Source organism: Streptomyces sp. NPDC002643 (assembly GCF_053592555.1).
The window spans coordinates 22,125-35,108 of record NZ_JBSFVY010000061.1 but is presented as its reverse complement, the minus strand read 5'-3'; the positions used below and the strand labels follow the sequence as shown (position 1 = coordinate 35,108).

Annotated in this window: 10 protein-coding genes and 5 pseudogenes; 5 read left to right on the top strand and 10 right to left on the bottom strand. The window is 65.8% G+C overall.

Annotated features, from left to right (window positions below; all coding sequences use genetic code 11):
• Both ACWD4G_RS44385 and ACWD4G_RS44380 read left to right on the top strand, forming a co-directional pair.
• Window positions 1–358 (top strand): annotated as a pseudogene (locus tag ACWD4G_RS44385) (hypothetical protein); the annotation flags it as partial.
• Window positions 359–415: 57 nt separating this feature from the next.
• A pseudogene (locus ACWD4G_RS44380) lies at window positions 416–875 on the top strand (helix-turn-helix domain-containing protein); the annotation flags it as partial.
• Between the two features lie 59 nt (window positions 876–934).
• Here the strand turns inward: ACWD4G_RS44380 and ACWD4G_RS44375 are convergent.
• From ACWD4G_RS44375 to ACWD4G_RS44360, 4 genes and pseudogenes are all read right to left on the bottom strand, one after another.
• A pseudogene (locus tag ACWD4G_RS44375) lies at window positions 935–1,165 on the bottom strand (transposase); the annotation flags it as partial.
• Window positions 1,166–1,201: 36 nt separating this feature from the next.
• Window positions 1,202–1,333, bottom strand: coding sequence for a hypothetical protein (locus ACWD4G_RS44370; protein WP_451304212.1), 132 nt, complete (start codon window positions 1,331–1,333; stop codon window positions 1,202–1,204).
• Between the two features lie 130 nt (window positions 1,334–1,463).
• The gene (locus ACWD4G_RS44365; protein ID WP_451304210.1) at window positions 1,464–1,586 is read right to left on the bottom strand and encodes a hypothetical protein; all 123 of its coding nucleotides are present in this window, start codon (window positions 1,584–1,586) and stop codon (window positions 1,464–1,466) included.
• Window positions 1,583–2,341, bottom strand: a complete 759-nt coding sequence (locus tag ACWD4G_RS44360) for an AAA family ATPase (RefSeq protein ID WP_451304208.1) — start codon at window positions 2,339–2,341, stop codon at window positions 1,583–1,585. The genes ACWD4G_RS44365 and ACWD4G_RS44360 overlap by 4 nt, the downstream gene beginning before the upstream one ends.
• An 83-nt stretch (window positions 2,342–2,424) precedes the next feature.
• Between ACWD4G_RS44360 and ACWD4G_RS44355 the strand changes: the two genes are divergently transcribed.
• The 3 genes and pseudogenes from ACWD4G_RS44355 (at window position 2,425) to ACWD4G_RS44345 (ending at window position 5,279) form a co-directional block, all read left to right on the top strand.
• Complete coding sequence (locus ACWD4G_RS44355; protein ID WP_451304206.1) at window positions 2,425–3,468, top strand: IS630 family transposase; 1,044 nt, start codon at window positions 2,425–2,427, stop codon at window positions 3,466–3,468.
• Between the two features lie 155 nt (window positions 3,469–3,623).
• A complete protein-coding gene (locus tag ACWD4G_RS44350; RefSeq protein ID WP_451304204.1) occupies window positions 3,624–3,938 on the top strand; it encodes a hypothetical protein in 315 nt (104 codons plus the stop codon).
• Window positions 3,939–4,381: 443 nt separating this feature from the next.
• Window positions 4,382–5,279 (top strand): annotated as a pseudogene (locus ACWD4G_RS44345) (hypothetical protein).
• 26 nt (window positions 5,280–5,305) lie between these two features.
• On the opposite strand, the gene ACWD4G_RS44340 reads toward ACWD4G_RS44345, so the two are convergent.
• The 6 genes and pseudogenes from ACWD4G_RS44340 to ACWD4G_RS44315 form a co-directional block, all read right to left on the bottom strand.
• Window positions 5,306–6,142 (bottom strand): helix-turn-helix domain-containing protein, encoded by an 837-nt coding sequence (locus ACWD4G_RS44340; protein ID WP_451304202.1) that lies wholly within the window; start codon window positions 6,140–6,142, stop codon window positions 5,306–5,308.
• A gap of 808 nt (window positions 6,143–6,950) precedes the next feature.
• On the bottom strand, window positions 6,951–8,429 hold the full coding sequence (locus ACWD4G_RS44335; RefSeq protein WP_451304200.1) for an APC family permease: 1,479 nt from the start codon (window positions 8,427–8,429) through the stop codon (window positions 6,951–6,953).
• A gap of 137 nt (window positions 8,430–8,566) precedes the next feature.
• Window positions 8,567–8,914, bottom strand: a pseudogene (locus tag ACWD4G_RS44330) (IS5/IS1182 family transposase); the annotation flags it as partial.
• 14 nt (window positions 8,915–8,928) lie between these two features.
• Complete coding sequence (locus ACWD4G_RS44325; protein ID WP_451304198.1) at window positions 8,929–9,759, bottom strand: methyltransferase domain-containing protein; 831 nt, start codon at window positions 9,757–9,759, stop codon at window positions 8,929–8,931.
• A gap of 256 nt (window positions 9,760–10,015) precedes the next feature.
• Window positions 10,016–11,866 carry a pyridoxal phosphate-dependent decarboxylase family protein gene (locus ACWD4G_RS44320; RefSeq protein WP_451304196.1) on the bottom strand — a complete coding sequence of 617 codons (1,851 nt, stop codon included), beginning with the start codon at window positions 11,864–11,866 and terminating at the stop codon, window positions 10,016–10,018.
• Window positions 11,867–11,892: 26 nt separating this feature from the next.
• Window positions 11,893–12,975: a cupin domain-containing protein gene (locus tag ACWD4G_RS44315; protein ID WP_451304194.1), complete on the bottom strand. Its 1,083-nt coding sequence runs from the start codon at window positions 12,973–12,975 to the stop codon at window positions 11,893–11,895.
• Between the last annotated feature and the right edge of the window lie 9 nt (window positions 12,976–12,984).

Sequence of the window (12,984 nt, the reverse complement as noted above, 5' to 3'; positions counted from 1 at the left end):
TGCCCAGTCAGCCTGCCATCCAGCAACGCACCTGATGAACCACAGCAGTTCAGATGCCATACCAGTCAAGATCACAACATCATCTCTGAACTCTAAGCACAGCAGGTCAGCAGCGCTCTCACGTCGTAACTACATAGAAGATCGACAGGCCAACGGCGTCCTGTGGGAGATCTACGAGATGGTCCGCCGGATCGAGCGCGGGCAGGAAGAGCCCGGCGAAACGCTGGAAGCGGCACACGATCGTCTGCGGGAGGCGACGAGGTCCTCCCTGTTCAACCTGCGCGAAGCGATGCGCACGGACCTGGGAGTCAGCGCCCTGTCCCAAGACGTCCAAAGGCCAGCTCGCCGGTCTCAGTAAGGAATACTCTGTAAAGCAGTGCCCGGTACTGCTGGTCACAGATGAGATGATCTTGCCGTGGCTGATGTGATCACGGCGTCGGAGCCGTCCTGGACAGCCCCGCTCTCCGGGCTGAGTCCGCGTCAGTTCGGCAAGCCGACCACCGCGCTGCCACAGGCGGGCGCGGAACAGGTGCGCGAGGATCGGCCCTGGAGCCTTCCGCTGAAGGACTGATCCTTTTGGCGGCAGCGTACTGGCACACAAACCTGACGCTGCGCCAACTGCCCCCACCCTTCAGGGTCTCAAAGACCGCAGCCGGTCGCATCATCGACCACCTCAGACCATTGCCAACGCTGCAGCCCCGCAAGCGGTTCCGCAGAGACACCATGCTGACCGTGGACGGAACCCTGGTGCCCACACGAGATCACGCGGTCACCGAGCAGTCGAAGACCACCGGCACTCGACCAACCACCAGATCGTCACCGACACCGACACCCGCCTCGTGCTCACCGCCGGTCGGCCGGTCGCTGCCAGTCGGTTGTTCTTGATCCGGCGGTGGGCGACGTGGCGGCTCTTGCCGTACTGGCGGGTCACAGGTCCGCTTCCGGCATAGGCCTTCAGATTGCTCGCGAGGGTGAACCCGGCGCGGTCGTCGCCGATCTCGGCGAGAATCCGTGCGCCAGTGAGTGTGGCCAGGCCAGGGAAGCTCGTGATGATCTCGGCATCGCAATGCTGCAGGAACAGCTCTTCTGCGTCGGATGCGAGGTCGTCGCATGCCTGGCAAGCTGCGTCGAGCTGGGCAAGGAGGGCGAGTGTCTCCCGTCCCATTGCCTTCTCGACCAGGGCGGGTTGACGAGGCCGGCTCTAGCGGAACATTTGGAGCAGACGGTCGGTCACGGCGTCGATACGGCGTCGGCGTCCGGTTCTGGTGACGGCGGCCCTCAGTCGTCCCCGGGTCAGTCGGGCGGCCTCGGCCAGCGTGGGCGCGATCGACATGATGCTGCAGGCCTCCCGGAACAGCAGCCCATCGTGCTTGGCTACGAACGCCTCAAGGATCGCGGGCTAGTGCTGCTCGGCGGAAGTTCGTGGAGGGGGGTGGAAGGCAGGTCTGGACACGTCGGTTGTGTCAGGCGAAGGAGAAGTGCGCGGCGGCTTCGGCGGGCGTGGTTGCTTGGCGGCGTCCGGGGACATCGTGGACGGTGGTTGCGCCCTCGGAGCGGAGCTGGTCGGCACTGGCGTCCCGGGTCATGATGGCGGCGTAGGCACGGACGTCCGCGGCGGTGAGGTCGGTGCGGCCTCGCTCGGTGTACTGCTGGAGGAGGTCGGTGACGTCCGGATTGAATCGCAGCATGGTTCCGGGGCGTTGAAGCGCCTGGCGATGGCGATAAGTCGTGCGCGTGCCTGCGGCGTGACGTTTGTTGACTCGGCGACTGCGCTGTGTCCGGTGGCGAGCCTGGCGACGATCCTGCGGTCACGTTCCTCGAAGATCCGTGCGTCCGCCGCGTCGGATTCCGCTTCCGCGGGTGTGGTGCCGAAAAGCTCCGCGCGGATCTCGTCGCTGGATACCACGGCTTCCGCGTCGATCTGCCGGCGCGCGACCAGTGCCCGAACGAAGCTGGTCTTGCCCGAGGCTGGTGGGCCGACGAGGACGACGAGTCCTGCCGGAACCCGGATGGCCGGCGCGAGAGCCTTGAGGTAGAGGTTGCCTGCGCAGCCGAGGGCTTCCTCCGGGGAGCCGGCCGGCAGTCCGCTGGGCAGGATGTTGTCCCGGTAGCTGTCGTTGCTGGCCAGATAGAGGGCGAAGCCCCAGGTGTGCAGCACGCCGGTGAAGCGCAGTCGGCACAGCGGCAGGCTCTTTTCGCCGGGCAACTCGGCTGCCACGTAGGCGAATCCTGCGCGGAAACGGACCGTGATGGCGTCCACGTGGGGCCAGCATGCGCGGGCGTGGCGGTTCAGACGCTGGCGCAGGTGATGCTGCATCGATTCCGGGGGGTTCTTCGGCACGGGCCCATCCTGCCGGGCGCGGCGGCGGCCCGCCATGATCGTTGGCCGTGGAGGGTGGGCGACAGGCAGGGACAGCGGTGGAGGTGGCGATCGATTCGCGGGTCCGCGAGCGGCCGGTGCGGACGGTGGCCTCGGCAAAGTCCGAGGTGCGCGCGGTGCTGCGAGCCCGGATCGTCCTCGCGGCTGCGGACGGGCTCGCCAATGGCGCGATCGCCAGGGAGCTGGAGGTCAGCGTGAACACGGTGCGCAAGTGGCGCGGGCGGTTCGCCGCATTGGGCCCGGACGGCTTGCGGGACGCTGAACGGTCGGGGCGGCCGAAGATCTACGGGCCCGAGGTCCGCGTGGCGATCGTGGCCACAGCCACCAGCATGCCGCCGCATCCGGAGGCGACCTGGTCGCACCGGGCCGTCGCCCAGCACGTGGCCGGCGCCTGCTTCGTATCGGTCTCCGCCTCCCAGGTCGGCCGGAACCTGGCCGGTCTGGACCTGAAGCCGCACAAGGTCCGTGGCTGGCTCACCCGCCGCGACACCCCAGACTTCTGGCAGCGAGCGTCCGAGGTGTGCGCGCTCTACCTTGATCCGCCGGAGGGAGCGGTGGTGCTCTCCATCGACGAGAAGACCGCGATCGCCGTCCGTTCACGCCGCCATCCCGGTCGTCCCGCACGCCCCGGTGAAGCGGCCCGCCAGGAGTTCGAGTACCGGCGTTACGGCACCGCCTCCCTCGTTGCCGCTCTCGACGTGCGCACCGGTGAGGTCCTCACTGAGGTGATCGCCCGCAACAACGCGGCGACCTTCACCGCCTTCCTGGACCAGCTCGACCGGGCGATTGCTCCCGGCAAGGAGATCCATGTCGTGCTTGACAACGGCTCCTCCCACGCCGCCAAGCACACCAAGGCGTGGCTGGCCGCGCACCCGCGCTGGCATGTGCGCTGGACCCCGCCGCACGCATCCTGGCTCAACCAGTTCGAGTTGTTCTTCTCCGCCCTGACCCGCCGGGTCCTGCGGCACGGCGACTTCGCCGGCCGCGACGACCTGATCGAGAAGCTGGAGGCATACGTCATCGGGCACAATGAGACCGCCAAGCCCTACCGATGGACCTACGAAGGCACCCCACTCAAGGCCGCATGACCAACACCCCTCCACGAACTTCCGCGGAGCAGCACTAGTGCTCGCGCAAGTGTGATCGGAGCCGGTTGTGGCGCGGGTGCGGTCCCAGACCGAATCCTGCCGAGTTCGTGCGAGGACGGCAACGAGGACGGCGAGAGCCAGGCGCCCGCGTAGCCGTGGCGGACAGCCGGCCCGAGCCGCCGCCCATCACCGTGGTCCTCCCGGACGGCCAGGAGCTCACCGGTCGTCTCCGCGAGCGCCAGCAGACGCCGGAGGGCTGGCTGCGCAAGGTCTCGGTCCCGGCCTGGATGGTTCAGGACGATCAGATGGTGCCCGCCTGGTACACGGTGTGGGCGCAAGCGCCCGCCCATGTGAGGCCGGTCAAAGGCACCTCGTACGAGGAGGACCCCACCGAGCGCCTGGAGAAGCCGTCGACGGTCCGCGAGATCCTGGGGCCGCGCCGGCTTCCGGATGGGTCCCGCGGAAGCTGACCGACGGCCATGGTCCCGGCCGGGGCGTCATCCACGCCGTGACTGCGAGGAAGGACCTGTCGGGGCGCCGCAGCCCACCCTGGAGAACGCCCTGGACGCGGCGGAGTATCCGGGTATCCGACCATGTTCCCCATGTGGTGGGGCGGCCGAACTCGATCCCATACTCCGGGGGTTCGGCCACGGCCCCAACGACAGCGAGTAGGCGCATCTTCGGACGGCCGTACGGCAAACCGCCCACACGTACGAGTGTGGGACGGGTGATGTGAAACCCCGCTGCCACAAGAACAAGTCGAAGTGGACGTACGACGAACGCGACATCCGCCGCGCCGCCCACGTGTTCGCGGACTTCCTCCATGACAACGACATCCCGGAGCATCCTGGCCGTGCCGGCAGGCCCGCTACAAGCACCGGGAGGAGCGACCTCCTCAGCAGTGGGACGACAGATGGACGCGTATCGGCAACGGGGCGATGTCCGGAGGGATTATTCGGCCACTGATGTGATCCAGCTGCGGGGCAGCGTCATGGAGGGGCGCGCCCTGGCGCGCGCCGGCGCACATCGTTTGTGGGAACTCCTACGGCATGAAGACCATGTCCACGCCCTGGGCGCCATGACCGGAAGTCAGGCGGTGCGGCAAGTGCGGTCCGGATTGCAGGCCGTCTGCCTGTCCGGCCGGCAAGTCGCGGCGGACGTGAATCTCTTCGGCCAGACCTGTCGCGACCAGAGTCTGTACCCGGTCAACTCGGCTCCCCAGAGGGTGCGACGCGTCAACAACGCGCTCCTGCGGGCGGACCGGATCAGCTGGGCCGAGGACGATCCCGAAGCACCGCACTGGCTGGTACTGGTCGTCGCTGACGCTGGGGCAGGTCTCGGCGGGGTGCTCATTGCCTTCAAGCTGATGAAGGCAATGATCGTCGCCGGCGCGGCCGCCGTGCGCTGGGAAGACCAACTCGTCTCGGAGAAGAAGTGCGGGCACCTGGGAGGCGAGGCCTCGTTACGACGGGGCAGGACATACGTACTCTCCAGGCCGCGCGGACACGACAGCGCGGTTCCCGCGGGAACTCGGGCAGATGGGGTACAAGTTCCCGTTCATCACCCTTGCCGGATTCCACGCACTCAACCGCTCGATGTTCACGCTCGCCCGCGACTGCGCGGAGCACGGCATGACGGCCCATGTCGCACTGCAGGAACTGGAGTTCGCCGCCGAGGCCGAGGGCTGCACCGCGATGCGCCACCAGTACGACGTCGGCACCAGCTATTTCGATCTGGCAAGCACCGTGGTGAATCCGGGCGGCAACACGGTGGTACTGACGGAGTCCACCGAGGCGGCGCAGTTCCCCTGACCTCCTAGGTTCCGACCGTCACCAGCTCATGCGGGGCAGTGTATTTTACGATATTCCCGAGGTGACACACCGTAGGCGGACCGGAAATTCTTGCTGAGCATCGCAGCGTCCGGCATGCCCCAGGCGGCGGCCAGTTCACTTATTTTCCGGTGCCGCAGATCTGGGTCGACAAGGTCGTGCGCGAAACCCTCCAGACGTCGGCGTTTGATGTACTGCATGACGCTCTCGCCGGTAGGCTCGAACAGCCGGTGCAGCTGCCGCACTGATATGTGGTGCTCGGTCGCAAGTGTTGCCGGATTGACCCCGAAACGGCCGAGCTGCCTTTCGATGGATTCCTTCACATCGGTCAAGAGGGGAACGCCGCCGGCCGGATAGCAGTCACCCATCTCGGCGTACGCGATTCTCGCCATGGGCATTCGGAGAAAGCAAACGATTCGCTCCAGGCCGGGGCCGAGTTCACCGTCGACATTCCAAATTTCCGTGGCCAGAGCCCTGAGAAGGGGAAATAGCAGCGATCCCGCCTGTGACTTCTCGTGCCTCTGTACCACGCGGAAGGCCCCCCGGCGTGCGGTCGACATTCCGTCCATCATCTCCCCCGCGAAGCGAAGGACGAGCAGTCGCGAGACGGCCGGCGCGTGAAATGAGAAGTTGGCACTGCCATCGGCGACAATCAGAGTGCCCGCATCGATCTCCACACAATGTCCCTCGTGGACCGTGAATGCGATGCCCGACAGCATGCAAAAGATGACGCATTGCGGCGGCGTGATGGAATCGCTAGAGCCATTCTCGAACACGATGGCGGCCGGTCCACATTCTACGGTCGCCACTTCAAGTCCATCCGCACTGATGGACTTCATCTCCATGTGCGATTTCGGCATGCGTAAACAACTGCCGTAAGGATGCTCGCCGGCAAGGAAGGGAAATTTCTCGGGATTTACCACAGGGGAACCACCGCCCAATATACAGGCTCAGCCTGCTTTTCTCGCTTTCAAACATTGCCCAACTTTCAAGGAAGTTATTATTTCGGAATGCAGCCAATAGTATGAAGATGATTTTCGGCCATCTTCCGGGCTCGCGCGAACGAATTCAACCGAATGGAAAAGTTATCCCATCCTATCGTCTGCATATGGTTACCCCGTGGCAAGTAAACTTGTTGTGAATCAAAAACCGTACCTGAGAGCTTCGCGGCCTCGATGTGGTCGGCGGCGGTGTTGGAACCGGCGTTCCCGGGCCGCGGCGAGCCCTACGCTCAGCAGGAGCTGATCCGGCCCGGTCTTGCGGGCCGTCTCCACCAGCGGCACAGCCCGGGCCCGGGAGACCACCGAACGACCGCCGCCCTCGACGCGGACACGCGGTAGGACCCGATGGTGACCTTGCCCCGTGTGATGGCCCGATACTCCCGAAGCCTACGGTCAGGTGCCGATTCGCTCGCAGCCCGTGGCCTGTCGCCGAGCCAGGGCCGTACTGAAGTGGCTGTGTGAGCGACCGCAAGCCCTTCAAGTTGGAGACGGCGGCGCACGTCATCGATGTCTGTGGCCCGCATGTTTTCCGGACAGGTGCGGAGCGCAGTGAGGACCTCTGGGTCGATGGGCAGAGAATCGTTGAGCGGCATGTCAGCCTTTCTTGTTGCAGTAGCGGGTGCGGTGTGGCCCTGCGCACCTGCGTGCCGGATCAGGTGATCGACTGTCGGCCGATCCGCGCATACACGTCCGGACGCCGCGTCCGGAACACCAGGGCGAGGACGAGCCCGGCGAGGAAGACCACCCAGACGGTCACCTGCAAGGCGACTGCCGTCCCGTGGTTACCTCCGGTCAGGAGGACGAAATTGGTGAAGGCCAAGTAGAGCGCCACTCCCAGGGCAACTGTGGCCAGCGCGGGGGCGATCACGGTGTGCCAACGCGTCGAGTCATCGATCTTCCCGCGCGACCGGTGGAAGAACACGAGAACGGCCAGGCTGGTCAGGAACATGAGCACGAGGATGGGGAAGCCACCGGCCCCGGCCAGCCAGGCATACGCCGTCGCCGGGTCACTGCCGGTGAACGCGAGTACAGCGATGACGAAGATGGCGCTCACCATGAGGGAACTCATGTATGGCGACCCGTGACGCGGGTGCACTCGGCCGAGGGGCGACGGCAACGTCCGGTCGGTGCCCAAGGAGTACCCGTATCGGGCGATGATGTTCTGACACGAAAGCACCCCTGCGAACACAGAGGTCACCACCAGCACCGAGATCACATCTCCTGCCCACGTTCCTACGATCCGCCCCATGGCGTCCGAGAACATGCCCGGTGGGTTGGAGGTGGCCACCTGCGTGGCATGCGCCGTGCCGTAGGCGACCACGAGCAGCCATGTGACGACGATGTAGAAGACACCCATGGAGAGCACGGCCAGATAGGTCGCCCGAGGGATCGTCCGCCGCGGGTCCTTGGTCTCCTCACGGAAGATCGCCGTGGCCTCGAAGCCTATGAAGGTGATCACGGCGAAGAGCATGGCGACCCCCACCGCTCCTGGCCTGAAGGAGCCAAAGGCGAACGGGGTGAGCGAGCGCCCCTCCGGCCCTCCTTGGATGGCGACAGCCAGGTCGAAGATCAGGACCACCACGATCTCCAGCACCATCGCCAGCGACAGCACCTTGGCGGACAGGTCGATCCGGAAGTATCCGAAGATCCCGACGACCACGACGAGAGCCAGCGAGTATGACCACCAGGGCGACGATGGGCCGCCGAACGAGTTGACGACCATGTCGTTGGCGACGATCCCGAAGAAGAGGGAGGCGCCCACGCCGATCATGAAATACCCGAGGACAGCGAGGAGACTCGCGGCCATCCCGACCGCCCGGCCCAGACCGGCGGTGATATAGGCGTAGAACGCCCCGGGGTTGGGGAGGTACCGGCTCATCGTGGTGTAGCCGACGGAGAAGACCACCAGCACCAGGGTCGCCGCGACGAAGGCGAGCGGCGCTCCTGCGCCGGCGGAGCCGATGACCAGCGGTATCACGCCCACAACACTGGCCAGGGGAGCCGCGAAGGCCAGGACGGTGAAGGCGACCTCAATGACACCCATGCGCCCTTGGAGCTGGGGGCTCGCCTCTTGGAGGGTGCCGACCCCAGAAACTGCCTCCGTCGGCTTGAAAGCGGTTTCGTCACTCATGTCATGACCTTGTCTTGTGAGGAGAGACAGAACTGGCGGCATTTGGTGTGCCGAAGAACCCCTCTCGGTCAGCCTTTGGTGAGACGCCCCACTTCGACGGGTTGGCCTGAGAGGGCGGTAGGTGATCCGATGTCCTGCGTGGTGAGGCGGATCAGTGGCCTGTAGCAGCAGACGGCTGCGGCGAGCCCGAGAAAGGCCAGGTAGTTGCGTGGATTTCGCTCGTAGCGGGGACTGAGTCGGCGTTAGCCGGACAGCCACGGCATGGTCCGTTCGCTCACCCAGCGGCGGCGCCCTGATCATTCACTGGACTCGCTGCCTTTGCGGGTGATGCGTACTCCGCTGCGCTTCCAGCGCAGCCGTCTGCGGGGGTCGGCGCGGTCGTAGGCTTTGTCGGCGTGGCTGCGCTGGGGTTTGGAGTGATGGCCTCGGTGGGGGGCGTGTCTCGTTTGGTGAACTTCGGTCGTGGGCTTGAGCCCTTGTTCATCCTGTGGATCGAGGCTCAGCGGCGGTGAACGACAAGGAAGAGCCGCTGGAACGGAAAGAGAGTGCGACCGTCCGGCAGGGACGGGTAAGCCTCGCGCAGCCGTTCCAGGTAGGCCCTACGGAACGCACCGAACTCGGCAGAGGTCAGCCCGTCGATGACGGGCCGCAGCCCAGCGGCCTCGACCCAGGCCCACACCGGATCGGGACCGTCCAGGATGTGGAGATACTCAGTGCTCCAGATGTCCACTTCCGCGTTCGGGCCGGCCAGCAGGTCGTAGTAGCCCACCGCGTCCAACGTGTGCCGGTGGCACAGCGACCGACGCAGACCGGGGGCGCCCAGCGGCGTACCGCCCGGCCCACCGTCCTCCAGCGTTTCCGTCATCAGCCGGAACCACGGCGTGTGATGGAACACCGGCATCTGCGCCGCCAGTACGCCACGGGGAGCCAGGTCGCGGACCATGCGCAGCAGGATGTCGGCGTGGTTGGGGACCAAGTGGAACAGCGAATTGGCAAACACCAGGTCGGGAGGGCGCTGTGGGCGCCAAGAGCTGATCTCCACCCGGTGCAGATGTGCCGCGGGCGCTGCCTCGGCCGCGGTCCGCAACATCTCCGGGGAACTGTCGACGCCGTGAACCTCTGCGTCGGAGAAGCGTTCGGTCAACACACGCGTGAGCGTCCCTGGGCCGCACCCGAGGTCATACACGACCGCGGGAGGCGCGTCGAACGAAACGCGGTTCAGCAGCTCCAGCGCCGGGCGCATCCGGTGTTCCGGGAAACGCAGGTACAACTGCGGGTCCCAGCTGACTTCTGACGGCCTGTCACTGCTGTCAGTGTGTGCGGCGGTCACTTCCACTCCTTGGCTGGAGGAATGTGTATACGGCCAGGAGCCGACTGCATCGAAAATCCGAGAGAATGTGCGTCTTGACCTCCCTCACATTGCGCCGATAGGCGGTCCGGAGGCCGTGGGCTTCGGACCGATGTTCGGTTGGCCTGACGCCTCTACAACACCCACCGACTGCGCTCCAGCCTCGGCTACCTCAGCCCGGCCTGCTACGCAACAATCACGCCTCACGTGGCCTGACCACGCTCAACGACCCTGTTCGTCAGAACAGGTCAACCCCAGGTTGAGCAGCGGGAACGGAGACCGGTTGGGCGGCGGCGCCATCAGTGCCCACCTTGGCCATGGACCGGGAAACCGCAGCCCGCAGCTGTCGCTCAACGACGTCCAAGGCCGCCGGCCCGAGCTCTTTCATCGTGCACAACCGCAGCACCTGCTCCACCCCTCCGGGCAGTGTTCGGCCGGTGAGGGTGTTTCCAGACACGTAGAGGCTGGTCAGCGGTTCACTGGCGGCCTCGGCAAGGATCGAGTCGAGTGCCAGGCGTCCGAGGGCGCCTCTGGGGACGCGCCCGCATTCGCCTTCCCGCGGTCCGATGGACAGATTGAGGATGCTCAGGTCCGGGGCGAAGCAGCTGATGACCTCGGAACCCACGTCACGGCTTGCGGTCGGCTCTGTCCGCCGAGCCACGGAGAACCGCTTGTGCAGTCTCTGAGCCGTTGCGATGCAGCCGCCCAGCAATCGGCCGTAGCCCTGGGAATGCAGCCCAATCTGTCGGTGCGCAGCCCATACGGCGGCAGCCGCCGCTCCAGGGCGACCCCCTTCGAGCGTGTAGGGACCGAAAGGGATACGACTGCCGTTCCCGTGACCGAAGTACATCGACTCCCGGGCCACGAGGGAGAGGGCTCGTCTGTCGCGGAACACCAAGCCGCCTGCCGGATAGGGGCTGTGGCCGCTCTTGTGAGGGTCCACAGTGACCGAGTCGGCGAGGGGCAGCGCACGGAAAGCGGCGTGGACCTCTGGTTTCATGAGGGCGCCGTTCCCGTCCAACGGTCGGTCCTCGAAAGGAGCCATCGTGCCGTCGGGTTGCAGCCATAGGCTGCGGCAGTAACCGCCGAAGGCGGCATCGACATGGACGTAGAACGATGCGCCGAAACGCCGCTCGCAATCGGCCCGCAACCGCAGGATGGCGTCGAGGTCGTCGACTGCGCCTTCTCCGCTGCTGCCGCACATCGCCACCACGGCCAGGATCGGCCGCCCGTTCGCCAGCAGGGCGCGGACTCGCCTGCCAAGTGCCTGCACATCCACCCTGTGCGTCGGCGTCAGTTCCATCTCCTCCACATCGGCGGGGCCCAGCCCGAGCAGGTCGGCGCACTTGTCCCACGTGTAGTGCGCGCTGCGGGCGAGCAGCAGCGTGCCTGATGTGTGCGCCGCCCGCCGCTGCTCGGCGGCCAGCCGCCCCACCTCGGGGAGAAGCCCGCGCGCGGACAGGGCCTCGACGAGATCCAGCACTTGGGGCACCGGCATGTTGGCGAGCACCAATGGGGAGCGATCGGAGACGAGGTCGACTGCGCCGGGGTGGGCCGCGGCCGCGGAGGGCACGCTGCGCAGGTTGCGGGCGATCCACATGGCTTCGAAGTTGGCCGTGCTGCCTCCCGATGACAGGTGCGCCCACCCGGTGGCAGGCTGGTAGCCGATCAGGCGGCAGAGGTCTTCGGAGACCTCGTGTTCCAGCTCGGTGGTCACCGGAGCGGTCTCCGGTGTGACGTTGTTGGGGTTGTAGAGCATCGCGCAGAGGTAAGCGAGGCTTGCCGCTACGGGGATGTCCGGCGTCATGTGGGCCAGATACAACGGCGAGGGGAAGGGCGTCGCCTGGTGCGCGAGTCGCCCGGACAACTCGCGTACCAGGCCTACGACGGTATCCATCTCCTGCGCCGGCCCCGCGGTGCGATGCGCTACGGTCTCGTGCGTGGGGTCGATGAGAGCCGGTGCGGCAGCTTCCGCACACTGCGCGTGCCACCGGTAGTAGTCGTCGATGACTTGCCGCAGCAGTTTGGTGAACATGTCCCGGTTCTCCGGGTGCGGAAACAGTCCCCCGCCCGTGTGCGTGTGCCGCATTGGCCCTCCTTTCCCGCGTCGTCCCGTCAGTGCACCATATGGGCGGAGATGCGCTCGAAGAGCAGATCGATCTGGTCCCATGCCTGGGTGCAGACCTGCATGAGCCGCGGGAACTGCGCGGCAGACAGTCCCCTGAGGTAGTCACGGCCCAATTCCCGGTGATCCTCGTCCACTTCGAAATGCAGATCGAAGTAGGAGGTGCCGTCTGTGTTTTCCTCGGTGAAGGCCACGCCGGTGCGTTCGCCGAACAGCTGGCAGCACGTCTCGACGGCCATGTGAACGATGACGATCTTCGACGCCTCGTCCGATCCGTACATCTGCATCACGAACCAGTTGCCGACGGCTTCCAGAATGGGGTCGTAAACCGTTTCGCTGACGCCGTGACTTTCCTTGAGCAGGAGGTCGTGTCCGAACTCCTCTCGCAGATGGCCCGCGTACACCTCACGCAACAGTGGATCGGCGCAGGCCGCCTGCCGCGCGTAGAGCATGCGCTGGAAGTACACGGACCAGACGTAGAGAGCGGATACGAAGCGGTCGCGCATCCTGCGGTCTCGCCCGACATGGCCGCCGTCGAACAGCTCGAAGAAGTGGTGATCGCTGAATTTGCGCAGCCGCTCGGCGTTGTACTCCTCCAGCTTGGCCAGTGGCGTGGAGTCCCCGTTGAACTCGACTCGTGCCGCGTGTTCGTTCTCGTAGAGCCCGCGTCCCTCGAACTGCACCGAGAGTCCGCAGAACTCTTCACCCGGCCTGGTCACGAAGCCGTGCCGGGCGCCCGGGAGAACGGCGACGGTGTCGCCCTCGGTCAGCTCTTGCTCCCTGTCCCCGAGGAGTCGGACCGAGCCCTTGCAGACGATGATCATCGACTTGATCGGATGTTGGTGGACGTCCAGTTGCTCACCGTCGGCCAGGCGTACCCAGGAGACCGAGAGGCGGCCGGTTTCTGGGAGAAAGTTGGCCAGAAGGTCGTTCCGCCGGAAGTCCCGCTGCTCTCCGAGCTGGTGGGTGTTGCCCTCGACGATGACGGAGGAGATCTGTCGGATGTCGTTGCGTGAGACGGTCAGGACCGCGGTGTCCAACTGCTGTTCACCGATGGCGAGTTCTTCGCTCACGTGTGTTCA

Excerpts from the sequence above, each read along its gene's own strand:
- ACWD4G_RS44370 (WP_451304212.1), bottom strand. The coding sequence starts at position 1,333 with ATGTCGATCGCGCCCACGCTGGCCGAGGCCGCCCGACTGACCCGGGGA.
- ACWD4G_RS44365 (WP_451304210.1), bottom strand. The coding sequence starts at position 1,586 with ATGACCCGGGACGCCAGTGCCGACCAGCTCCGCTCCGAGGGCGCAACC.
- ACWD4G_RS44340 (WP_451304202.1), bottom strand. The coding sequence starts at position 6,142 with ATGGAGATGAAGTCCATCAGTGCGGATGGACTTGAAGTGGCGACCGTA.
- ACWD4G_RS44335 (WP_451304200.1), bottom strand. The coding sequence starts at position 8,429 with ATGAGTGACGAAACCGCTTTCAAGCCGACGGAGGCAGTTTCTGGGGTC.
- ACWD4G_RS44320 (WP_451304196.1), bottom strand. The coding sequence starts at position 11,866 with ATGCGGCACACGCACACGGGCGGGGGACTGTTTCCGCACCCGGAGAAC.